This is a genomic window from Paraburkholderia sp. SSBN10T (genome assembly GCF_056619545.1).
This window is the reverse complement of the sequence record NZ_JBWQQI010000001.1, coordinates 172,373-195,245: the sequence shown is the minus strand read 5'-3', so window position 1 is coordinate 195,245 and position 22,873 is coordinate 172,373. Positions and strand designations below refer to the sequence as shown.

The following is a 22,873-nucleotide window of genomic DNA, read 5'->3' as shown; positions in this document are numbered from 1 at the left end:
TTTCGACAACCGGGAACGGCAAATAACCGCCCCCGGGGCGCGCTCTCAGGCTGCCGCCAGGACGTCGATGCGCAACGCCTCTCCGCCCGCAGCGACCTCGAGCAGGCGGTCGACATTCGGATGCGCACCCGGACGATTACGCGCGTCGGCCGTGTGCTCGGCAAACACTGCGAGCCCGTGCTCGGCCGCCTTCGCGTCCAACGTGCCGAAGGCCTGCTGCAAGTAGTGGTACACCGCCAGCGAACCCTGCTTACCCGGCTTGTTCTCGATGCTTGCGACAACGGCGCCCTTGCCGTCGACCAGATCGATACGTTCGATGCCGTCGATGGCAGGCAACTGGGCGAGGTTATCCTTGAATACGTTGCTCGGTTGAATCACTGAAAACACTCCTTCTTTTCTGAAAATTTCGTGGCGGCCCGTATCTTATCCGATAGGGTGCTGCGCACGTCATGCCGCTCGCGCCCCATCGTGATGCAACCTTGAGCGTATCTTTCGTGCAGTCCACGCTTCGCGGCCCGGTCTTAGCCAGACACGATCGGATCTATTTCGCTATCCGTCAGGCCGAATCGCGACATGCGACGCCGATGATCGACCGAGCCGAGATACAGCCGCAACTGCCCGTTAAAAGCGTCGAGCAGTTCGTGGTTACCCCGCTTAAACGAGAATGCGCCCTTCGGCGGCGAACCGCCGTCGTTGCCCGCCATCGGATGAGACACCGCATCGACGCGTTCGCGGCCAATCCGGTCCGCAAGGATGCGGTTTCCCAGCGCCGTACTGGCATAAGCATCGATTCGGCCCGTTAGCAGCGCCTCGATGGCCGCAGCCTGCTGATCGAACAGCAAGATTTGAGCGTCGCGCACCCCTGCCGCCTGCGCGGCCTGGTGCTGTACCTGGCCGGCGATAATACCGAGGCGCGCCTCGCCGCATTGCGCAACCCCGCGGTAGCTGTTCAGTTCCAGTGGATTTCCCGACCGAACGAGAAAGCCGTCGCCGATCGCCCACACAGGCAGGCTGAAGTCCACTTGAGTCATACGCTGCGGCGTAATGAAAAGCGGAACGTTTATATCCCACCGTCCGCTTTCCACACCGGGCAGTAGCTCCGCGAAGGTCGTCAGTTCATATTCGACGTGCGTGACGCCAATTTCCCGCAGAACCGTCCCGGCCAGTTCGATGTCTGCGCCCGCAGCCAGATTGTCCGCCTCGGTCCAGCCGAACGGTGGTTCTTCGATATACGCGACCTTCACCTTCACAGCGCCTCCCACGACACCAGGTTTTTAACGTGATCCTTCTCAAAGGCTAAGCGCGTCCACGCCACGCCCATATTCCGCTGGTTGTGAAGCGTGAAATCGATCCAACGAATCGATCACGACCGCCCATGCCAAACGGGCAGATCGTGATCGTGTTGCAACGCAGTGTCAACCGGCTATCTCAAACTCCCGCCGGTGACAATTTCTTCGCGCTACAGATGAAGCGCCTTCAGTTCGACTTGACCCAGACACCGCCGCTGCTCGGCGTATTACCCTGGGTCCACCATTGGGCGCAGTATTTCACGTTAAGGTACATCACACAGGATCCTCCGGAATAGGCCATCGTCGAGGACCATGTCGGAACAGCTCCCGATACGAGAACCCATACCGCCGACTGCCCCGGTATGTCGCCCTGTGTCCACCATTGAGCCTTATACGTCGCGCCCTGATACGTAACGGTCATGCCTGCCGTATAAACCTGGCTGGCCGACCACGCCGCACCGGAAGCCGGCGTGCCGCCGCCCGAAGAGCCGCCGCCATACGATGGATCCCGCGTCACGCCCGATCCCCAATGACCATTGAGCTGCCCGAAGATCGCCGCAAACGCATACGGCGTCTGCTGGATACCCGAACAACTCGGCGACACGTAAGCACCGTTGCTGGGACAGGCCTGATCGCGACCCAACGACCAGTTGCTCAACAGACCGAAGGCGTCGCTATTCGCGACGTTCAGCAGCGACTGCGCGTCGGCAAGCGTGAAGGTCTCACCCTGCACGTCGTTCATGCCGATCATCGGCGTCACGCCGACCATCTGCCAAAGCTGCGCATTCGTCTTCGTCTGCCCCACCGCCTTGTATGCGGTATCGAGTTGCGAGTACAGCGACGATGCGGCCTGTATCGCGGCCTGCCCCATCTCGATCGACGCACCGCCGTAGTCCATCGCCATCACGTTGACGGCATCGAATACGACATGGTTGGCGATGGCGGCATTGAGAACGTTTACACCGTCCTGGGTCAGACCGGTCGGCATGACCGGCAGCGTAAGCGTGACGTGCAACGGCGTGCCCTTAGCGGCCATCGCAGACTGGAGCACTTGAACCGCCTGGAAATTACGCGTGACCGACGCGGTATCCTGCTGCGACGCACCTTCGATATCGAAGTCGATGTGCGTGACCGCATAGCTGTCGATCACCGTCTGGTATGCGCTCTGCAAGGTCGAAGCACTGGTGCAAGCCTGCATCAGCGGCAAGCCGTTGGCGCCACCGAACGAGATGGCGACGTCACCGCCCTTGGCCCGATAGTTCGTGACCGAAGTCGAAAGAGAGGTAAGCAGGTCGGACGTGTTGCCCGGCCCGATATTCTGGACACCACCCCACGATGGAACGCACTGGTTATTGCCGGACACGACAAAGGCCATGGTGAACTGCTGGATACCTTGCTGGACGCCGATCACGTCGAGCAACGGTGTCGGCCATGCCGTCACGTCCACATAGGGTACATAGACGCCGGAAGCGAAAGCACTGCTCGCGGCACTCAAACAAATGGCCGAAGCGGCCAGGATCCTCGATGACATCCGTCTCATTTCTTCTCCGTTTTTAAATGGGGACGCCGAACGCTTGCAGTGACCCATGCGGGCGACGGCCCCGGGTTGACAGCAAGGACATTATTGGCAAACGTTTGCCCGTTTTGAAAGGAGATTTCGCAATACGCGAAGAAAAAATACGTTCAGTACAACGATATGTATGAGACACCACTAAAGGATGCGCAATGAGTGATCGCTAAAACGTTTAGAGCAGCCCGAGCGGATTCGCGATCACACTCGAACGCCGCCCTCCGGACCGAAGAAAATCACCCAGGTTCGGAAATCGTCGCTAAAGGTCTCGAAGCGGTGCGCTACGTGAGCCGGAACAAACAGCAGATCACCCGCGCTGAACGGGTAGACCTGATCCGCGCGGCGGAACGTCCCGGATCCGGAGGCAACGATGTATAGCTCGTCACGCGTGTGCGGCGTCTGCGTATCGACGCCTCGCGGTGCATAGAGCTCGACCGACACATCGCCACGCGCGAACAACTCGGCAAACGGTAGCGGGAGTTCACTCAACGAGCGCGACGCTTCAACCTCGGCAATGCGCAGTACGTCGTTCGGAATGGCTGCCATACAACTTCCTCCGCTGTGAGTTCGGTTAGCGGCTGATTTTAGTCAGTTCGCTGCGCACCGGCCTATACAGTCGCGCTTGAAATATCCAGGCCAGAACCCGCCCACCGGCACGAATGACCGACCCAGGCGGCTAAAGAGGCAAAAAGGACGCTTCGCGCCGGAAAAACCTGGCCACGGACGCCGCATGACAAGTGAAGCTTGTCAGTTGACTCCATTAAATCCAGGCGTTATCGTTCGGGCATGTCAACGGAGTCTTCATCCATTGCGGCCCTGTCGATGGACACGTCCTGACCTCGTGAAGGTCGGAGCGAATCCATGCGATCCGTCCAATCCGATTGACAACAAAAGCATCCCGCTCCTCCATGCATTTAGGATTGCAAATGAGGATGTCGAGGGCTGTAGAAAACCAACAGTTGCGCCACCTCCCGACGGAAGCGAAATCTCATGAAGTTTTTGACAGCTCCACGCGATGCCCTGATTCACCCTCTACAGATCGTCTGCGGCATCGTGGAGCGGCGCAGCACCCTGCCCATTCTCTCCAGCGTGCTCGTGGCGACCGAAGGAAAACAACTGCACGTCCAAAGCACCGACCTGGAGCTGGAGCTAAGCGCGACGGAGACGATAGATTCAAGCGCGTCCAACACGGCCTTGACAGTCAACGCGCGCAAGCTTCTGGATGTCGTGCGGGCAATGCCCGACGCGCAGCTTGGCCTCTCGCTAACCGGCAACCGCCTCATCATCGAGGGGCCGGGCAGCCGGATCTCGTTACATGCGGGACGTTCGGAAGATTTTCCGCAGCTCAAGCGCAGCGCGGAGCCTGAGCTATCGTTTTCCGTCGAGGCAGGAAAGCTGAAACGCCTTTTGCATATGGTGCATTTCGCCATGGCGGATAACGACATTCGCTACTACATGAACGGCGCCCTGTTGATTAGCGGCCCCGAACTAACCGCGGTGGCAATCGATGGCCACCGGCTCGCGACCGCCCGCATTCCCGCCGAAAGCAGCCACGCCCCTCAGGAAATGATCGTCCCGAGGAAAGCGATCATCGAGCTCATTCGCCTGCTCCCGGAAGACGATTCGACGGTGCGGATTACCACGGCGGCGGGATATGCAAGTTTCGCATTTGGCAAGATCTTCTTCACATGCAAGCTGATTTCGGGCCGATACCCTGACTTCAAGCGCGCGATCCCGTCCGGGTTCGAGGCGGAGTTCACGCTTGAACGGCAAGCGTTTCATGCATGCCTGCAGCGCGCGGCCGTACTCACTACGGAGAAATTCAGGAGCATTCAATGCACCGCAGGACATGGCCGGCTGCAAGTCAGCCTCAACAACCTTGACGATGAAGAATCGTTTGAAGAGCTTGAGATCGCCTACGACGGCGCACCGGTGGACCTTAGCTTCAACATCCGCTACTTGCTCGATGCAATGGCAACACTTCGGGCCGACACCCTCCACTTTCGTTTCAGTGCAACCAATCTGAGTGCATTGATCGTCGCACCGGGCGACGAAGCGTTCAGATACGTGGTGATGGCATTGCGGAAGTGACGAACCCATCCGCTTCCAGCACCCGCTGAACGGCCGGCCGGCTCCGTACACGCTCATACCAGGCCTGCAGATGGCGATGCGCGCTGAAGTCGATATCCGCGTTGTACACCGACTGCATCCAGCTTGCCTTACCCCACCCTGTCAGCGCAAACAGATAAGCGTCGGCAATCGTAAAGCGGTGGCCCATCAGAAACGGCTTGTCGGCTAGCTGCCGATCGATCCACTGATACCGGCTCTCGAGCTTTGGCCTCGCCATGTCGACATACTTACCCGCTGCGACGGCGTAGAGCAAAGGGATAAAACCTTTATGAATCTCCGAAGTCAGGAAGTTAAGCCATTCAAGAAGCCGGTAGCGCTCCATGGTTCCATGCGCCGGCGTCAATTCCGTTTCGGGGCATTGGTCGGCGAGGTATTGCGCAATGACCGGTCCTTCACGTAAAAACGTGCCGTCGTCGAGTTGCAAAAGCGGCACGTAACCCAAAGGGGCGACATCCAGATAGCTTGTGCCATCTTCGACCCGATGCTTTCGCGCATCGACCTTGATCGTCTGCGCATGCAATCCGGTTTCGTGCAGAACGATGCAAATTGCTTGAGAGCAACTGCCGGGTGCGTGATAGAGCTTCATGCCTTCTCCTGTTTCAGATAACTAACCGGCGCCATACGTTTTCATGGCAAGGCGGCTAATATCACGCAGTTGGATTCAAAAGAGAAGAAGGCAGATTTTTGTGGCGAAGTTAAAAAAAGTATACTTGGCAGGGACTGAACGATGAAGAAAAGTGCGACAGGGTGCTCCGTTGAGGAGGCAATGCGCCTGCTTGGCGGTCGCTGGCGATTGCTGCTGGTCTCATACCTGCTCGATGGCCCAAAACGTTTCAATGATCTGCGCAGGGACGTGCCGGGTATTTCACAGCGCATGCTTACGCTGGATCTGCGGGCGCTCGAAGAGGCCGGCTTGATAGATCGCACGGTTTTCCCCGAAGTGCCGGTCAAAGTCGAGTACCGGCTGACCGACGACGGTCAGCGTTTGCGGCCTGTCGTGGACGTCATGCGGGACTTTGGTCTATGGCTTAAGAGCCGTGTTGAGGAAGAGATTGAAGTACAGGCCGAGGCACCATAAATTTGATGCCTGGCGGTTACCGCGCTTTGCCGCGCGTCCCCTTCCTTGCGCTCCCGGTACGAGACGCGTCTTTACCCGTCGGCAGGTCGCCGCTATTCATCTGCTCCATCCAGGACAAGGCATCGACATAAGACAGGAATTGCTGCAGATACCCGGGCGACAATTCGCGCATCAACGAAAGCGACCGGTGGACGAGGCTGCTCGAGTTGAGCGGACCCGCGTTCCCCGGCACCTGCTCAAGAGACTGCCGCAACTGCCGGCCGGTATGGAATCTGGACCAGACTTCCCTGAAGTATTCGAGCGCTTCGAGTTCGGGATAGGAAGGTGACCGGGGTCCGGCATCACCTTCCGCACGATCCTTTCCCCCTGCAGAGGCAGACACAAACGCGCGCGCCTCGTGGCCGGCAATGTAATCGTTCAGCCCTGCAAGCGCCCCACGAGCGGGCTCTTGTTGCACATCCAGGTTACCGGATTCGCCGACACCCGATAGCGCACGCTCCAGATCGCCGGCATACGCTGCAAGCAGCCCCGACAGCCTGTCGTCGAGAACACGTCGTGCCGCTCCGCTATGCTCAGCCGCGCGCCGGTCGAGCGCCTCGATAAAACGAAAGCGAACAGGATCGAGGCGATCGGCGCCGCGCTCACGCCATGCATCAAGCTGTGCCCGCACGCTGCCTGTCATGTTGCGACCGCCGTCATTCACGGGGCTTCACCGTCGCGTTAGACGGTCTCGGAACCGGCGCAATCTCCACGCGCCGGTTCCGTGCGCGTCCGGCCTCGTCAACATTCGAACTCACGGGTTGTTGTGAACCGAACGCCGCCGCAAATACTGAGGAGGACGGAACACCGTCCTCGATCAACGCCCGCGTCACCGTCAACGCACGCTGGGCCGACAGCTCCCAGTTGTCGGCAAAACGGCGGTTAGCTTTAGCTTCGCGCACTTGCCGGTCGTCGGTAAAGCCGCTCACCATCAGGATCTGGTCGTTGGCGCGCAGATAAGCGGACAGCGGCCCAGCCAGGCTCTTCAGGACGTCGCGGCCTTCCGGCTGCAACTGATCGGAGTTCAACGCAAACAACACACTGCCGTTGATGCCGATGCGCCCGTTGATCAGCGTCACCCGACCCGCTGCCAGCGGCCCTGCCAGCGCCTCTTCCAGGGTCTTGCGGCGCTGCGTTTCCATCTGCCGCTGCTTGACCTCCTGCGCGAGCCTCGCCGAGAGTTCGAGCTGCAGCCCGATCACGCAGACCAGGATCAACACGAAAGCGCCCAGCAACGCCGACATCAGGTCGGCGAAGACCGGCCAGATCGGAGCCGGCGCTTGCGCGCCGCCGTCGATTTCCTCGCTCATGCTGCTTCGACTCCGGGAGACGCCCGTTCGCCCGCGAGCTGCTGAAGCTCTTCAACAATCTGCTTCTGCGACATCATGCTCAGATCGATCACTTCGCGCGCCTGCGCCACGTAGTAGGCAAGCTGCTCGTCACTGCGCGCAAGCGACTTGTCGAGCGCGGCTTCGATACGCTGCAAGTGAGCCACCAGCTTCTCGTTCGATTCGCCGAACGCTTGCACGGACACGCCGAATGCATCCCCCAGGCTCGCCACCTCGACGGCGCTGCCGGTCACCTGCGCGGCAACGGCGCCGAGCTTTCCGGTTTCCTGCTCGACCTTGTCGGCGAACTGCGTGCCGACGCGCTGCAACAGGTCGGCCGAGGTGGCGACCAACGCATCGACGGCCACGCGCTGTTCGGTGGAGGCGTGATTGACGGCATCGAGGAGCGTTTCCAGCGTGGCCAGCAAGCGGCCACGCTCTTCCAGCATTGCGGTATCGCGGACCATGCTGTCGGAAAGTTTCTGGCGCAGTTCGGCGACCACCTCGGCCGCGGCCTTCGGAGCTTCCGAAGCGGCCTGCACGAGCCGGGAGATCTCGGCGATCGTGTCGCTGGCATGCGCCTGCGTCTGGGACGCGATGTCGCGCGCGGTCTGCGCCAGCGTATCGCAGATCTCCTGATGGCGGCTCGCGGTGCGCGTGCCGGCCTGCTCCCACTCCTTGCTCAAGGTCGCGGCGATCGAAGCAAGGGCCTCGATCCACGCCGCCAGCCGTTGCTGGTCGTGCGAGGCCCATTCCGTCTGCAAGCCCGCATGCGAGTCGTCGACGCTGCGTAACAGCTTCGCCGAGTGCTGCTCGAAAGTCGCGGCAGCCGCAGCCAGAGCCTGCTCGTTGTGCGCGGCCAGCCTGGCGCCGACGCTTTCCTGGCGCGCGAGCGCTTCGTTCCATGCCTGCGACACACTGCTCGTGCTGGTTTCCAGCCGCGCAGACACGCCGTCCAGCAGTCCAGCCGAGCGCTGTTCGAAGGTCGCGGTAAACCGCTCCAGCGAACTGCGCAGGTGCTCGGCCAGCGCCTCGCTGGAACGCTGGTGGTCCGCCAGGGCTTTGCTCCAGATATCCGCCACGGTTGTGGCGGAAGCCGCGAAGCCCGTCGACAGGCCATCCAGTTGCCGTTGCACGGCCTCGCCGACAGTGCCCTGCAACGCCGCCGATTCGCGTGCGAGCCCAGCCAGCGTAGCCTCCATGACCGGCAGCAACGCCGCGCCGGCGGTGCGGGCGCTTTCGGCGACGCTCTCCTTCAACGACTGCTCCACGGATGCAGCGAGGCGCGTATAGGCAGCCTCGGTCTTGCCGTGGAAAGCGTCCTGGCTCGCGATCTGCCGCTCGCTCAAGGCATGACTCTGTTGCTCGATGGTCGCCATCATCGTCTGCAGGCGATCGACCAGCGTGGGCATCATCTCGGCTTGCCGCTGCAGGAGCTTGAAGCTTTCCTCGCGCTGATGAGCCTGCGAGTAGATCCGCAAGGTGGTGGCGATCTTGACGTCGAGCAACTGCGCGGCATGAATGCGCTCGCGGCGGCACAACGCTGACAGCAGCCCGAGCATGGCGGAGGTGGCCACGCCCGCAATCGAGGTGCCGAACGCGAACCCCAGGCCCTTGACCGGCGCCGCCAGCGATGCGCGGATAGCGTCCAGGTCAGTCGCACTCTCCAGCGCGAGGCCCGTGCCCCTCAACGTCGCGACCATGCCGAGCAGCGTGCCCAGCATGCCCAGCAGCACCAGCAAACCGACCAGGTACGGCGTCAGCGCCGGTCCCGGCAAAGCCACACGCTCCCCCTCGACGCGCAGACGCACCGGATTGCGCAGGGTGGGATGCAGCGCGTCAAGCCACGCAGCCAAACCAGGCGGCGGCCCGGACAGACCAGCGACGGCGCGTCCCAGCGTGTCCGTCGCCTCGCTGTAGCGGCGCAATTCGAACGCGCCCGCCACGTAGCAGGCGCCGATCAGCAGGGTGACGGCCAGCGCCAGAGGATTCGAGCCGAGGTAGCCCGCACCGATCCAGCACACAGCGGCGAGACCCGCCAGGAAAACCACAAAGTTGATCAGATACTTGGACATAGCGTCCCGGTTAGCGGGTACGAAGGGCCGCGAGCAACCCTTCGACCGGTTGAAAACGAACATCCAGTTCGGCCAGCAACACGCTCTGCATATCTTTGCGGAACGTGTCCAGCCAGGCGCCCGGCGTGACGGCGACGGCCTCATCCCTAGCCTCGGCATCGGCGAGCGCCGCCTGCTCTGCCTCGCGCAAACGCTCGAAATGACCCGCGAGCATCCCCGGCACCGAGGCCAGCAGACTCCGCTCGCGCGGGCTCAGCGCCCGCTCCATCACGGCGTCCACGACGGCGAGACGGGCCATGCTCGGCGTTTTGGCGGCCAGCATGGCCCGCAGGCGGCCACGCAGGTTGCCGATGCTGGTCTCCATGGCCTGCTGCAGGGAGAGATAGCGCTGGCGGAACACCGCGTAGTCGACCGTTATCTCCGTGGATGCGCCAGCAGGAGGCGCGTGCGGCGGCCCGCGCCGGCTGGCCCGGCTAGACGCGCTGTCGCCGGCGATGCTATTCACCAGCGAGGCGCGCACGCGCGCGCACTCGTCCTCTTCAGAGCTGCCGAAGGTCCGCGCACCCGGGGCGACCGCCGGCGGAGCGCCGTTCAGTGCCGCGGACAGCCCGATCGCGTCGGTCCAGCCGAGCCATTGGCTCAGCCGGTCCGAAAGCGATTGACTGGATTCGGCAACGTCGAGGTCTGTCAAGCGAGCAAGTAAGCGAATAAGCGCCGGACCACTGAGAGCTGTGCGCTGTGGGACTTGCACCATACCGCCAGAGTCAAAAAAGGCAGCAGTTTACACGTAGATGGGATGGATGCCGACGGTTGTGGGTTTCAGGGGTGGGTTGGCGGGGGATTTTGTGGCTGCTCCAGGACCTTCTTCAGTTGTCTGCATGGCTTCCCATACCCCGCCCGGAATGACAGTGATGCACCCGGGCCGCCGGAAATCCATCCCATCCTGGAACGCGCCACCGCCGAACAAAAGACGTGATAAGGCGGGTTAGCCGAGGCGTTATTGCGCGACGTAGCCGCCGTCGACTGCAATGGACTGTCCGGTCAGATAGCGCGCCTTGTCGCTCCCAAGGAACACGATGGTTTGGGCGATCTCCTCCGGGGTGGCGGCGCGCCGCGCCGGTATCGTGGCAAGGAAGCCCGCTTTGCCCTCCTCGCTGCCGCCGACGAAACGGTTAAGCATTTCAGTGGCCACGGGGCCCGGCGCCACGGCGTTGACGCGTACGCCGGCAGCCGCGCCTTCGAGGGCCGCGCTCTTCGTCAGACCTTCGACAGCGTGCTTGCTGGCTACGTACACCGACGCGCCGGCAATCCCGACCTGCCCGGCGACCGACGAGAGGTTGACGATCGAGCCCGAGCCCTGTGCAAGCATCGCGCGCATCTCGTGCTTGATGGACAGCAGCGTGCCCAGCACGTTGACCGCGAACGTGTCTTCGTAATTGGCAGACGACTGCTCGGCGATCGGGGCCAACTGGCCTTCGGTGCCGGCGTTGTTGACCGCCACGTCGATGCGCCCGAAGCGCTCGACGGTCTGCTCGACAACGCTGCGGATTTCCGCTTCGAAACGCACGTCGGCACGCAGGAATTCAGCTTCAGCGCCGAGGGCGCGCAGTTCGGCGGCGAGCGCCTGACCAGCCTCATCGCGACGGCCGCTGACAACGATGCGGTTTCCTTCGCGGGCAAAAGCGATAGCCGTGGCACGGCCGATTCCGGTCAATGCGCCGGTAACGAGAACGACGGGTTGGTTCATGTCAATGCTCCTTCGATTGGGTTGCGCTTCATTGCGCTTGCCATGACTGCACTTTGACTGATTCCAAATGGTTGATATAGATGGTGCCCGGTCATATCATTAAGTCCTATCAGGAATATACGAGACGTAAATGGACAAACTGCAGGCCATGAAGACGTTCGTGCGGGTCGTAGAAGCAGGGAGTTTTTCGGCGGTCGCGCACGAGTCCGACACGACCCAGAGCGCCGTGAGCAAACAGGTCGCGGCGCTGGAGCGTGAGCTTGGGGCGAGATTGCTCACGCGCACGACGCGCTCACTCGCACTGACCGAAGACGGCGAGCGCTACTTCGAGCAGGTGCGGCGCCTCGTGGCGGAAATTGCGGAGGCCGAGGGCACCTTGCAACGCGGCGAGCAGGACCTGACAGGGTGGCTGCGAGTCGCGGCGTCAGTGGGCTTCGGGCGCCTCAAACTCATGCCGGTGATCCAGTCGTTTCTGGCCGCGCATCGCAGCGTGAAGATCGACCTGCGGCTTCACGACGGCTTCATCGACCTGGTTGAACAGGGCATCGACGTGGCGGTGCGGATCGGCGACTTGCCGGACAGCAGCCTGATCGCGAGGCGTGTGGGGACAAGCTACCGGATGCTCGTCGCCCATCGCAGCTACCTGCGCTCATTGCCCAAGGGGACAAAAGCACCCGCCGTTCCTGAAGAGCTGTCCCAACACAACTGCATCGTCTACACGGAACTGGCCATGCGCAATAACTGGAACTTTACGGCGGGCCCGGGCGCGGCGGAACCCGCAGGAACGACGCGCGTCGTGCGTGTCGAAGGCAACCTGCAAACCAACAGCAGCGAAGTCATGAGAGCCTCGGTCCTGGCTGGAATGGGCATTGGCTATTCACCGATGTGGCTTTTCGATCAGGAACTCGCGAGCGGCGAAGTTCGCCAACTCCTGCCGGAATGGACGCCGCCCGCCATTCCCATCCATGTGGTGAGCCCTCGTGAGCGAAGGCATTCGGCCAAGGTCAAAGCCTTCGTCGAATATGTCGGCAAGGAGATGGCCCGCGGATCGATTGCGGGCGTGCCTGATCAGCAGCGGCCTTAAGCGAACGGATACCAGCAACCGAACCGGTCCGTGAATCGGCCGGTTGAATCCTCAGCCGGACAGACCCGCGTTTTCCCCATCCGTCTTTATCCGACTAGGACCGGCCCTCGCGCGTCGTTAGCATTGGAAATGCAGTTCGCAGAATGACAAGTTCGATCGCAAGGGGGAGGTCATGTCGCGGAGGCTCCTAACCTTGGCGTTGGAGCGGAGTCCGGCATGTTGACCGGACCGCTTCCCATCACGGACCGCGCTCCGGAGTCGTTCCAGTTTCGGCACGAAGTCAGGGCGTTCACGGATCTCGATTCGTTCAGAATGCTCCGGCAGGAATGGGATAACCTCGCGGCCGCGGCGAACAATTATTCATTCTGTCTGACGTATGTCTACTGCGAGCTGGCCGCCGAAGTGGCACTGGCAAACGGTGCGCATGTTGCCGTGGCCATGGTGTACGACCGCCGTGAATTACGTGCCCTTTGGCCGCTAGCGATTTACCGCAGGGGCCTGCTGCGGATCGCCAGACCCTTGAGTTGCGGAAGCGACGAAGAATACGGCGCCCCGCTCGTGCATGCGCGAGCAGGTAGCACGGTTATCGCCGCAGTGCTTCACGCTGCAATGAACGTTTGCGCAGACACGCTCGAGATCCGTTTCGTGAGAAGCGATAGCGCACTGCAAGAAGCAATCGGGCCACTCAGGCAGTCGTGGTTGCTGCCCTTCATTCCGAAACGATTGCATGAGCTTCCGGGTTACTCAATCGGCTTGCGAGAATTTGAGCAATGGGATGATTTTGTGGCCACGCTGTCGAAGTCGCTGCGCGCCGACTTGCGACGCCATCTCAGATGGTTGAGTGCGAAGGGCCAACTGGAGTTCGGATGGTGCAAGAGCGCCGATGACGCAGAGGCGGTGCTGACGTGGCTATTCGCGACGAAGCGGCGCTGGGCGATCTCCCGGGGGGTGAAGACAAAGTACCTGATGAACGAACAGGTACGGGATTTTTTCATCGCGCTGGCGCAGCGGACCGATCTGTCGACCATTCCTCTCGTCACCTTTCTGAAGCTCGACGGCAGGCCCGTCGCAGCGTCGGTGAATCTGGTTGGCCCGCATTCCTTCGAGGGATTCATCATGACCTACGACGAAGCGCTCAGCGGCGGTTCGCCAGGCAATCTTCTACAGGAATTCTGCGTAAAGTGGTCGCACGCGAATGGGCGCGATTTTGATTTCCGACCGCTTTACGCCTCCTACAAAGCACATTGGGCAAATCACGAAACGCTGCATGATACGCACACGCTTTTTCTCAGCGCGCGTGGCCGGCTGGCGGAATTTAAGCTGCTATCGGGTTACATAACCCGCGCGCTGCGTGGAGTCAGAAAGACCATTGCATCGTTAGGCCCGCGATAACGCAATGCTGGCGACATAGCAGACTAACGAAGTGGTGCCGTCGCGCCTATGACATCGCACCGCAACCGGTACGCCTGCATCAAGACGCAGCGCGTCGCTCCGAACGCTAGCTCAGCCGTTCCCCTGCTCCTTGATCCGCTTGCGGTGCGCGGCAACCTTGGCACGGTTACCGCAGATCGCCATGCTGCACCACCGGCGCGCGTGGCCTCGCGTGTGATCGGCAAACATCAAGGTGCATCGGGGGCCTTCGCAAGCTTTCACGTACGTGAAATCCTCGTCACAGACGAGTCTGGCCAGCGCTTCGGCAATCGGCATCAACAACGACTCAACTGACTGCCACTGCCGGTTCGCACGCAACTCGAAAGTCGTTACGCCATCCTCAGCATTCGTGACGATTTCGCCGTGCTGCGCATCCTGCGCGAGCAGTTGATTCAAAGGTTCGAGTTCGCGCAGATCTTTCGCGACCAACGCCCGCCCTTTCCGCTTTCTGACAAAACCCCTGAACCACTCGCGCAGCTCGCGGGCCCGCCCGGCCACCTCGTTGAGTTCGGCCTGCGTGCACCGGCCCCGTATTGCCTCGAGCACGCCTGAAGGAACGAGCCCCGCCTGGTCCAGCCAGGCCAACAAGCCCTCCCCGTCGCTGATCCAGTCGACTTCCTCATCCACAGGCGTCGCCACTGAATTCAGAAAATCCAGTCCGGTTGCATCAGCAACGAATATTGCAGGGATCTGAAGGTAGTCCATTTCTTGTGACGAATCTAAAGTGACGATGCCTACATCGTAACCACTAAAAATATACTTGACAAGTTACAACATACGTTTGTAACCTTTAAAAACACATCAATCAGGTTACCAAGATAAGCGACGTGTAAGCATCCGAAGCACTCCCCAATTCCTTCAAAGGAGCGAGAAATGGCAACTGACACTGTGAGCGCGCTGCTTGTGCACGGCGCGTGGGCGGACGGCTCGAGTTGGAGCAAAGTCATAGAGCGTCTGGAGGTTTATGGCATAAGGGCAATCGCGGCGCCGTTACCGCTCACCTCGCTGCGTGAAGATACGGCCGCATTGGATAGAGCGCTCGAACGAATCGACGGACCGGTGGTACTCGCCGGGCATGCTTATGCAGGCGCGGTGATCGGGTCGACGCGCGCAGAAAACGTCAAGGCGTTGGTCTACGTGGCCGCGCTCGCGCCCGACGAAGGCGAAACGGTCGCCGACGTGTTCTACCGCGGCGAAACGCACCCACTGGCGCCGAAACTGGCGCCGGACCAGCATGGCCTGATCTGGCTACCGGACGATGCGTTCGCTGCGGCTTTCGCGCAGCACGCGACACCTCAGGAGTTGACGGTGCTCGGCGCGGTTCAGCGGCCCATTTCCGTGACATGCATCGGTGAAGCAGTCGGGCGACCGCTGTGGAAAGACCTTCCGAGCTGGTTCCTGATTGCCGAGCAGGACCGGATGATCAACCCCGACACCCAGCATTTCATGGCACAGCGAATGAACGCCCGGGTGCATGCATACCCGGTCGATCACACGCCAGGCGTGACTGATCCAGATGCGGTGACGCATGTGATCGTCGAAGCGGCACACGCGATCCGGGCTCACTAAAGATGCTGGCGGCCTGTCATTTCAGCAGGCGCATATCCTCTGCCCTCTGCGGCAGTTCGTTTGATACATCAGGAAGAAAACTCATGTCCTCTATTGCTTATCGTTACGCCGACGTAGACGGCGTCAAGGTGTTCTATCGTGAAGCGGGAAACTCAGACGCTCCGAAACTGCTGCTCCTGCACGGCTTTCCGAGTTCGAGCCACATGTTTCGCGATCTGATTCCGAGGTTAGCCGAACGTTTTCATATCGTCGCACCGGACCTGCCCGGCTTTGGGCAATCGGACATGCCGAGCCGCGATGTGTTTACCTACACTTTCGACAACCTCGCCAAGGTTATCGGGCGTTTCACCGAAGTCATCGGCTTCGATCGCTTTGCGATGTACGTGTTCGATTACGGCGCACCCACGGGCTTTCGACTTGCACTCGCGCATCCCGAGCGGATCGCTGCGATCATCTCGCAGAACGGCAACGCTTACGAAGAAGGATTGAGCGAGGGCTGGAATCCGATCCGCGCCTATTGGCACGATCCTTCGAGCGCGAATCGCGAGGCGCTTCGTGCGCTGCTGACGCACGAGACCACCGTATGGCAGTACACGCACGGCGTCCCGGATACGGCGCGGGTGTCGCCTGACGGCTATTCGCTGGACGAGTTCTACCTGGGCCGCCCAGGCGCCGATGAGATCCAACTCGACCTGTTCCGCGACTATAGGAGCAACGTTGCGCTGTATCCAGCGTTTCAGGAGTACTTCCGAACCTACCAACCGCCCCTTCTTGCTGCCTGGGGGAAAAACGATCCGTTCTTTCTGCCCGCCGGAGCCGAAGCATTCCGGCGCGACTTGCCGGCTGCGGTGGTGCGCTTCTTCGACACTGGGCACTTCGCACTGGAAACCCATGCCGCCGAAATCGCCGCGGCGATGGGCGAATTCCTGAATCGCTGAGATGGCCTACGCCCGCTGAGATCGCATCGGAGCCATTCACTTACTGCTCAAGGAGAAAGGAAATGTCCAGTAAAGTTGCCATCGTCACTGGCGCGAGCCAGGGGATCGGCCGTTCAACCGCTATCAGACTCGCACGCGATTTCGACGCGGTTGCGCTAGTTGCGCGCAACCGCGAGAACCTCGAGCAGACCGCGGTCGACGTAAAGAAGGCGGGTGCCGAGGCTCTTGCAATCGACCTCGATCTGTCCGAGCCCGAGGCGGCGCAGCAGGTCGTCGAGCAAACTCTCGCCAGCTTTGGCCAGATCGACGCATTGCTCAACATCGCGGGTGCGGTGCCGCAGATCGACGTCTTCGACATGAGCGACGAGCAATGGGACCAGGGCCTCGTGCTGAAGCTGCACGGCGCGCGGCGCTTGACGGTGGCGGCGTGGCCGTCGCTGAAGAAAACCTCGGGATCGGTGGTGCTGATGTCCGGCAACTCGGCGCTGTTTCCCAAAGCGCCGTACGCAGCCGTCGGCACGATCAACGCGGCGATCGTGGCGCTCGCCAAAGCCTTTTCGGACCGGGGGATCGCAGACGGCGTGCAGGTCAACAGTGTGCTGCCGGGCCCGGTGATGACCGGCCGACGGCAATCCTACCTCGAACATTGGGCGCCGCTGCACAACATGACTGTCGAAGAAGCAACGGCGAAGTTTCCACTCGAAGCAGGCATCGCGAGGTACGGCACACCCGAGGAAATCGCCGAGCTGATGGCGTTCATCGTATCGCCGGCAGCGCACTGGATGACAGGCTCGACGCTGAGGATGGACGGCGGCGAAGTCAAGTCGATCTGAAGGGCACGGCCAGCGCATCGGAGATGCCGTGCGCCAGCTATTGCGGCACGGCCGTCAACTGCCGCAACTGTTCGAGCAGTTTCACGGCGGGGCTCGGCAGAATGCCGTGACGGCGGCGGAACGCCGTGAGCGTGCGCCGGCCCACCACGCCGGGCAATTCGAGCGTATCGAAGACGCCCGCCTTGCTTTCCGTCCCGTACATCGTCGAGGCCATCCAGCTCAGGAAACCCGAGCGCGCCACGAGACTCTTCAGCACCGTAATCGAGCGCGTCTCGACCACCACGTTCGGCAAGCCGAGCCCATGCTCGGCGAACACCTGCTGCATGTGCTCGAACGGCGCGGTGCCGCGCGGCGGAATCGCCCATTTCTCGTCCAGCGTGTCGGCAAGCGTAAGCGCCGGCTTGCCGCGCAACGGATGATCGAGCGCCGCCACGACATAGCTGTAATCTTCCCAGCGGCAGTCGCCGATCGCGGCGATCTCGTCGGTGTCGGGCACGGCCATGCTGAGCGCCAGGTCGATCTCGCGCCGCACGAGCGCATCTGCCAGACGATCCCAGACGCCTTCGATGATTTCGACCCGCAATTTAGGCCACTTTTCGAGCACACCGCTCACGGCGAGCGGCAACACGAGACTCGCAATGCTGCCGACCGCGCCGCAGCGGATCGTGCCGCGCGCGAGCCCGCGCATCGCGTCGATCTCCTCGCGGGCCTGTTCGGCCTCGCGCTGCAGCAGGATCGCGTGAGGCAGCAGCGCCTCGCCGACCGCGGTCAGATGCATGCCGCGCGAATGGCGCTCGAACAGCGGCGCGCCGACCTGATCCTCGAGCCGGCGAATCGCCCGGCTCAGCGCGGGCTGAGTGACATGCAGCGTCTCGGCCGCGCGGCCGAGGCTGCCCGCCGCGACAATCGTGGCAAAGGCATGGAGCTGCTGGAGATTGAAAGTCATGCCCAAAGGTAATGTCTTTTTGCCGAATTGGCAATTTCGGATTACCCCGAGCCTCGTGATAATGCCCTATCGACACAACGCGCTCAGGTAACAGGAGGTCATCGATGGCAGGCAGCGCGCCCCAGCAGGACACACAGAACCGCATCGCACAGGGCACGACCGTGCGCGATGCGGTAATCGACTTCGCCCGCCGGGTCGGCATGACGTCGGTCTTCGCGAATCCCGGCTCGACCGAATTGCCGATGTTCCGGGACTTCCCGGCCGATTTCCGTTATGTGCTCGGTCTGCAGGAGGCCGTCGTGGTCGGCATGGCCGACGGCTACGCGCAGGCAAGCGGCAATGCGGCGCTCGTCAACCTGCACTCGGCGGCGGGCGTCGGCAACGCGATGGGCAACATCTTCACGGCGTTCCGCAACCGTACGCCGCTCGTCATCACGGCCGGCCAGCAGGCGCGTTCGATTCTGCCGTTCGAACCGTTCCTCGCGGCGTCCCAGGCAACCGAACTGCCGAAGCCCTATGTGAAATGGAGCATCGAACCTGCACGCGCGCAGGACGTGCCGCTCGCCATCGCGCGGGCCTATGCGATCGCGATGCAGGAGCCGCGCGGTCCAGTGTTCGTCTCGATTCCCGTCGACGACTGGGACCAGCCCGCCGAGCTTTTGCCGGAGCGCGCCGTCGCGCACGTCACGCGGCCCGATCCGGAGATGCTCGCGCGCATCGGCGCGCTGCTCGACGCGTGCGAACGGCCCGCGTTCGTGGTGGGCGGAGCAGTCGACCGTGCCGGCGCCGTCGAGGACGTCGTGCGTCTGGCCGAGCGTCATCGTGCGCGCGTATTCGTTGCGCCGATGAGCGGGCGCTGTAGCTTCCCCGAGACGCATCGCCTGTTCGCCGGCTTCCTGCCCGCGATGCGCGAGCGCATCGTCGAACTGCTGGGCGGCCACGATCTCGTCTTCGCGCTCGGCGCGCCCGCCTTCACCTATCACGTCGAGGGCTACGGCCCGCACGTGCCGCCCGGCGCGCAACTGTGCCAGCTCATCGACGATCCAGGCACGGCTGCCTGGACGCCGCAAGGCGTGGCCGCCGTCGGTAACGTGCGGCTCGGCGTGCGCGATCTGCTCGAGCGCCCCGCGCCGCGCGAACGCGCGCTGCCCGCGCCGCAGCCGCTGCCGCCGCGGGCGCTGCCGCCGGCCGCGCCAGGTGAGCGCATGTCGGTTGCGTTTGCGCTGCAAACGCTTGCAGAGACTCGCCGCGCCGAAGACATCGTCGTCGAGGAAGCACCAAGCGCGCGACCGGTCATGCAAACCTATCTGCCGATCGAGCGCGCAGGCGGCTTTCTCACGATGGATAGCGGCGGCCTCGGCTACGGCATGCCGGCGGCAGTCGGCGTTGCGCTCGCGCGCCGCGGCGAACGCGTGATCGCGCTGATCGGCGACGGCTCCAGCATGTACTCGATCCAGGCGATCTGGAGCGCGGCGCAATTTCGCCTGCCCATTACATACGTCATCCTGAACAATACGCGCTACGCGGCCCTGCAAGACTTCGCGCCGGTGTTCGGCTTCGGCCCCGAGGATCCGGTTCAGGGTACCGACCTGCCCGGCCTCGACTTCGTGACGATCGCCAGCGGCATGGGCTGCCCCGGCGTACGCGTGAACGAAGCCGCGCAGTTGCAGGACGCGCTGCGCAGCGCACTCGCGAGCGGAGGTCCTGCGCTCGTCGAAGTGCTCGTTGCATAACCGCATCACCCTTAGCAGACAATCGAGCTCTGCATGGGATAGGAGACAAACGATGAAGACAGTGTCGATGTTGATCGACGGTGAACAGGTGGCCGCGCGCAACGGCGCGACGTTCGAGCGCCGCAACCCGCTCGATGGAACCGTCGCCTCCCGGGCGCCTGCCGCGACGATCGAAGACGCCCAGGCGGCCGTGGATGCCGCCGCGCGAGCGTTCCCCGCATGGTCGGCGCTCGGACCAGGCGAGCGCCGCGCTTTGCTCACGAAGGCTGCGCACGCGCTCGAAGCAAAGGCCGACGCGTTTGCCGCCGCGATGGCGGCCGAGACCGGCGCCTCGGGCCTTTGGGCCGGCTTCAATGTGCATCTCGCCGCGCAAGGCCTGCTCGAGGCGGCCGCGATGACGACGCAGATCGGCGGCGAGCTGATTCCCTCCGACGTACCCGGCAGTCTGGCGATGGGCGTGCGCCAGCCGGCGGGCGTCGTGCTTGGCATCGCACCGTGGAATGCGCCAGTGATCCTCGCGGTGCGCGCAATCGCATTGCCACTCGCCTGCGGCAACACCGTCGTGCTCAAGGGCTCCGAGATCTGTCCGGCGACGCACGGTCTGATCGTCGAAGCGATCCAGGAAGCCGGCCTGCCGCGCGGCACGGTGAACTTCGTGACGAACGCCCCCGCGGATGCGGCGACGATCGTCGAAACGATGATCGCGCATTCGAAGGTGCGGCGCGTGAACTTCACCGGCTCGACACGCGTGGGCCGCCTGATCGCGGAGCAATGCGCGCGCCATCTCAAGCCCGCGGTGCTCGAACTTGGCGGCAAGGCGCCGTTCGTCGTGCTCGATGACGCCGACCTCGACGCGGCCGTCAACGCAGCCGTGTTCGGCGCGTTCGCAAACTCGGGGCAGATCTGCATGTCGACCGAGCGCATCGTCGTCGACGAGCTTATCGCCGATGCGTTCGTCGACCGCCTTGGCGCAAGGGCTCGCGCCCTGCCGCTCGGCGATCCGCGCAAGGGGCCGGTGGTGCTCGGCTCCGTGGTCGACATGAGCACCGTCGAGCGCTGCAATGCGCTGATCGACGACGCGCTCGCGAAGGGCGCGACGCTCGTGTGCGGCGGCAAGGCCGACAGTACGCTGATGCCCGCGACGCTGCTCGATCATGTCACGCCCGCGATGCGCATCTACCACGACGAGTCGTTCGGCCCCGTCAAGGCCATCGTGCGCGTGCGCGGCGAAGAAGCCTCGATTGCCTGCGCGAACGACAACCCGTACGGACTCTCGTCGGCCGTATTCAGCCGCGACAGCGCGCGGGCCCTGAACGTGGCGCGGCGCATCGAATCCGGCATCTGCCACATCAACGGGCCAACCGTGCACGACGAAGCGCAGATGCCGTTCGGCGGCGTCAAGGACAGCGGCTTCGGCCGCTTCGGCGGCAAGGCGGGCATTGCAGAGTTCACCGAATTGCGCTGGATCACGCTGCAGACGACGCCTCGCCAGTATCCGTTCTGATTGACCGCACGCGCGCAGGTCATGCCGAAACGACATGACTTTTGCGCGAATCGGAAATTCAGTTCGTGCGCGCGAGCGCCGATACTCGCACAACGATTACAAATGCATGCGCGCACGACGCGCAGCAAGGAGACAACCGATGAGCCACACTCCCTCTGCGCCGGCTGCCGGCGCTGCGCCGCTCGATGGCGCCGGCAGCCCTGCAGTCACGTACGGCGGTACGGCCGTCGATATCGGCCATGCGCTCGATGAAGGTCCCTACGCGCTGCTACAGCGGATCGCGGCGGTGCTCGCGGCGCTTGCGATCGTGGTCGACGGCTTTGACAGCCAGTTGATCGGCTTCGCGATTCCCGTGCTGATCAAGGAGTGGCACATCACGCGCAACGCGTTCGCACCCGTGGTGGCGGCAGGACTGACCGGCATGGGGATCGGCAGCGCCTTCGCAGGGCTGTTCGCCGACCGCTTCGGCCGTCGCTGGGCTGTGATCGGCAGCGTGCTCGTATTCGGCGCGGCCACCTGTGCGATCGGCCTAGCGCCGAACATCGCCGCCATCGCGGCGCTGCGCTTCGTCGCGGGCCTCGGCATCGGCGGCGCTTTGCCCACTTCGACGACGATCACCGCTGAGTTCACTCCCGCGCGCAGCCGCACCTTCGCCGTCACGGCGACAATCGTGTGCGTGCCGCTCGGCGGCATGTTGGCCGGGCTATTCGCGGGTCAGGTGGTGCCCACGTACGGCTGGCGCGGACTGTTCTTCGCGGGCGGCGTGTTGCCGTTGCTGCTCGCCGTGGTGCTGCTCGCGGCCTTGCCCGAGTCGCCGCGCTTTCTCGCGCGCCGCCCAAAGCGCTGGCCCGATCTCGTGCGATTGCTCGCCCGCATGGGACGCATGGTTCCGCCCGATGCAGCCTTCACCGACGTGCGCGAACAAAGCGCCGAAAAGCACGTCGGCTTCACCGCCCTGTTTCGCGACGGCCGTGCACGCGACACGGCGGCGATCTGGGCAGCGTTCTTCATGTGCCTGCTCGCCGTGTACAGCGCGTTCAGCTGGCTGCCGACCATGCTCACGAGCGAAGGGCTGTCCGTATCGCTCGCGGGATACGGGCTCTCCGCCTACAACCTCGGCGGCGTGATCGGCGCGCTCGCCTGCGCACTCGCCATTTCACGCAGTGGCTCGCGCTGGCCTCTGCTGCTGTGTTGTGCGGGCGGCGCGCTCAGCGCGTGGATCATGCTCGGAGTCGGCGCGACGCAGCACACCGCACTGCTGATCGTCGGTCTCGGGCTGCACGGCCTGTTCGTCAACGCGGTCCAGTCGACGATGTACGCGTTGTGCGCCTATGTCTATCCGACCGGTGTACGCGCAACCGGCACCGCGTCGGCGCTCGCGTTCGGCCGCGTCGGCGCGATCCTCAGCGCGTTCGCTGGTGCACTCGTGATCACGGCGGCCCGTGCGTCAGGCTATCTGCTGATGCTTGGCGCCGCAATGACGTTCGTGCTGCTCGCGCTCGCCATGGTCCGGCGGCACATTCCGGGCGGCACGAAAGCATCCCGCCGCTAAATACCGCGGCGCCCCCGGACGAAGGCG

At 63.0% G+C, this 22,873-nt stretch carries 22 protein-coding genes; 10 read left to right on the top strand and 12 right to left on the bottom strand.

The genetic code is table 11. The features are described 5' to 3' along the window. Positions 1-45 precede the first annotated feature (45 nt). The 4 genes from AC1ECK_RS00920 to AC1ECK_RS00905 all read right to left on the bottom strand — a co-directional run bounded on the left by AC1ECK_RS00920 (position 46) and on the right by AC1ECK_RS00905 (position 3,405). On the bottom strand, positions 46-378 hold the full coding sequence (locus AC1ECK_RS00920) for a DUF2322 family protein (protein WP_480314974.1): 333 nt from the start codon (positions 376-378) through the stop codon (positions 46-48). A 143-nt stretch (positions 379-521) separates the two neighbouring features. After that, positions 522-1,250 carry a transporter substrate-binding domain-containing protein gene (locus tag AC1ECK_RS00915; protein WP_480314972.1) on the bottom strand — a complete coding sequence of 243 codons (729 nt, stop codon included), beginning with the start codon at positions 1,248-1,250 and terminating at the stop codon, positions 522-524. A 226-nt stretch (positions 1,251-1,476) separates the two neighbouring features. Then, the gene (locus AC1ECK_RS00910) at positions 1,477-2,820 is read right to left on the bottom strand and encodes a chitinase (protein ID WP_480314970.1); all 1,344 of its coding nucleotides are present in this window, start codon (positions 2,818-2,820) and stop codon (positions 1,477-1,479) included. A gap of 240 nt (positions 2,821-3,060) precedes the next feature. Continuing rightward, the gene (locus AC1ECK_RS00905) at positions 3,061-3,405 is read right to left on the bottom strand and encodes a cupin domain-containing protein (protein ID WP_480314968.1); all 345 of its coding nucleotides are present in this window, start codon (positions 3,403-3,405) and stop codon (positions 3,061-3,063) included. A 444-nt stretch (positions 3,406-3,849) separates the two neighbouring features. Here AC1ECK_RS00905 and dnaN point away from each other — a divergent pair, with 444 nt between their 5' ends. Next, the gene (dnaN, locus tag AC1ECK_RS00900; RefSeq protein ID WP_480314966.1) at positions 3,850-4,950 is read left to right on the top strand and encodes a DNA polymerase III subunit beta; all 1,101 of its coding nucleotides are present in this window, start codon (positions 3,850-3,852) and stop codon (positions 4,948-4,950) included. Here the strand turns inward: dnaN and gstA are convergent. Beyond that, positions 4,919-5,575, bottom strand: a complete 657-nt coding sequence (gene gstA / locus AC1ECK_RS00895) for a glutathione transferase GstA (RefSeq protein ID WP_480314964.1) — start codon at positions 5,573-5,575, stop codon at positions 4,919-4,921. The genes dnaN and gstA overlap by 32 nt on opposite strands. 141 nt (positions 5,576-5,716) lie before the next feature. Between gstA and AC1ECK_RS00890 the strand changes: the two genes are divergently transcribed. Next, positions 5,717-6,067, top strand: a complete 351-nt coding sequence (locus AC1ECK_RS00890; RefSeq protein ID WP_480314962.1) for a winged helix-turn-helix transcriptional regulator — start codon at positions 5,717-5,719, stop codon at positions 6,065-6,067. Between the two features lie 16 nt (positions 6,068-6,083). On the opposite strand, the gene AC1ECK_RS00885 is transcribed toward AC1ECK_RS00890, so the two are convergent. The 5 genes from AC1ECK_RS00885 to AC1ECK_RS00865 form a co-directional block, all read right to left on the bottom strand. Then, positions 6,084-6,770 (bottom strand): DUF2894 domain-containing protein, encoded by a 687-nt coding sequence (locus AC1ECK_RS00885; RefSeq protein WP_480314960.1) that lies wholly within the window; start codon positions 6,768-6,770, stop codon positions 6,084-6,086. Next, complete coding sequence (locus tag AC1ECK_RS00880; protein ID WP_480314958.1) at positions 6,763-7,416, bottom strand: OmpA family protein; 654 nt, start codon at positions 7,414-7,416, stop codon at positions 6,763-6,765. The genes AC1ECK_RS00885 and AC1ECK_RS00880 overlap by 8 nt, the downstream gene beginning before the upstream one ends. Continuing rightward, positions 7,413-9,509 carry a DUF802 domain-containing protein gene (locus AC1ECK_RS00875; protein WP_480314956.1) on the bottom strand — a complete coding sequence of 699 codons (2,097 nt, stop codon included), beginning with the start codon at positions 9,507-9,509 and terminating at the stop codon, positions 7,413-7,415. The genes AC1ECK_RS00880 and AC1ECK_RS00875 overlap by 4 nt, the downstream gene beginning before the upstream one ends. Before the next feature lie 10 nt (positions 9,510-9,519). Continuing rightward, positions 9,520-10,263, bottom strand: coding sequence for a DUF3348 domain-containing protein (locus tag AC1ECK_RS00870; RefSeq protein ID WP_480314955.1), 744 nt, complete (start codon positions 10,261-10,263; stop codon positions 9,520-9,522). A 243-nt stretch (positions 10,264-10,506) separates the two neighbouring features. Further along, positions 10,507-11,256 (bottom strand): SDR family NAD(P)-dependent oxidoreductase, encoded by a 750-nt coding sequence (locus tag AC1ECK_RS00865; RefSeq protein ID WP_480314953.1) that lies wholly within the window; start codon positions 11,254-11,256, stop codon positions 10,507-10,509. A 130-nt stretch (positions 11,257-11,386) separates the two neighbouring features. On the opposite strand from AC1ECK_RS00865, the gene AC1ECK_RS00860 reads away from it, so the two are divergent. After that, positions 11,387-12,340: a LysR family transcriptional regulator gene (locus AC1ECK_RS00860; RefSeq protein ID WP_480314951.1), complete on the top strand. Its 954-nt coding sequence runs from the start codon at positions 11,387-11,389 to the stop codon at positions 12,338-12,340. Positions 12,341-12,556: 216 nt separating this feature from the next. After that, positions 12,557-13,732, top strand: a complete 1,176-nt coding sequence (locus tag AC1ECK_RS00855; protein WP_480314949.1) for a GNAT family N-acetyltransferase — start codon at positions 12,557-12,559, stop codon at positions 13,730-13,732. Positions 13,733-13,843: 111 nt separating this feature from the next. On the opposite strand, the gene AC1ECK_RS00850 is transcribed toward AC1ECK_RS00855, so the two are convergent. Further along, positions 13,844-14,476 (bottom strand): CGNR zinc finger domain-containing protein, encoded by a 633-nt coding sequence (locus AC1ECK_RS00850; RefSeq protein WP_480314947.1) that lies wholly within the window; start codon positions 14,474-14,476, stop codon positions 13,844-13,846. Positions 14,477-14,644: 168 nt separating this feature from the next. Between AC1ECK_RS00850 and AC1ECK_RS00845 the strand changes: the two genes are divergently transcribed. The 3 genes from AC1ECK_RS00845 (at position 14,645) to AC1ECK_RS00835 (ending at position 17,111) form a co-directional block, all read left to right on the top strand. Then, positions 14,645-15,340 carry an alpha/beta fold hydrolase gene (locus AC1ECK_RS00845; RefSeq protein ID WP_480314945.1) on the top strand — a complete coding sequence of 232 codons (696 nt, stop codon included), beginning with the start codon at positions 14,645-14,647 and terminating at the stop codon, positions 15,338-15,340. Between the two features lie 83 nt (positions 15,341-15,423). Next, the gene (locus AC1ECK_RS00840; RefSeq protein ID WP_480314943.1) at positions 15,424-16,278 is read left to right on the top strand and encodes an alpha/beta fold hydrolase; all 855 of its coding nucleotides are present in this window, start codon (positions 15,424-15,426) and stop codon (positions 16,276-16,278) included. A 62-nt stretch (positions 16,279-16,340) separates the two neighbouring features. Next, entirely contained in the window at positions 16,341-17,111 is a 771-nt protein-coding gene (locus AC1ECK_RS00835; RefSeq protein ID WP_480314941.1) for an SDR family oxidoreductase, read from the top strand. A gap of 37 nt (positions 17,112-17,148) precedes the next feature. On the opposite strand, the gene AC1ECK_RS00830 is transcribed toward AC1ECK_RS00835, so the two are convergent. Next, positions 17,149-18,057 carry a LysR family transcriptional regulator gene (locus AC1ECK_RS00830; protein ID WP_480314939.1) on the bottom strand — a complete coding sequence of 303 codons (909 nt, stop codon included), beginning with the start codon at positions 18,055-18,057 and terminating at the stop codon, positions 17,149-17,151. 104 nt (positions 18,058-18,161) lie between these two features. Between AC1ECK_RS00830 and mdlC the strand changes: the two genes are divergently transcribed. The 3 genes from mdlC to AC1ECK_RS00815 all read left to right on the top strand — a co-directional run bounded on the left by mdlC (position 18,162) and on the right by AC1ECK_RS00815 (position 22,846). After that, positions 18,162-19,790 (top strand): benzoylformate decarboxylase, encoded by a 1,629-nt coding sequence (gene mdlC, locus AC1ECK_RS00825; protein WP_480314937.1) that lies wholly within the window; start codon positions 18,162-18,164, stop codon positions 19,788-19,790. Positions 19,791-19,842: 52 nt separating this feature from the next. Next, the gene (locus tag AC1ECK_RS00820; protein ID WP_480314935.1) at positions 19,843-21,294 is read left to right on the top strand and encodes an aldehyde dehydrogenase; all 1,452 of its coding nucleotides are present in this window, start codon (positions 19,843-19,845) and stop codon (positions 21,292-21,294) included. Between the two features lie 139 nt (positions 21,295-21,433). Further along, a complete protein-coding gene (locus AC1ECK_RS00815) occupies positions 21,434-22,846 on the top strand; it encodes an MFS transporter (RefSeq protein ID WP_480314933.1) in 1,413 nt (470 codons plus the stop codon). Positions 22,847-22,873 lie beyond the last annotated feature (27 nt).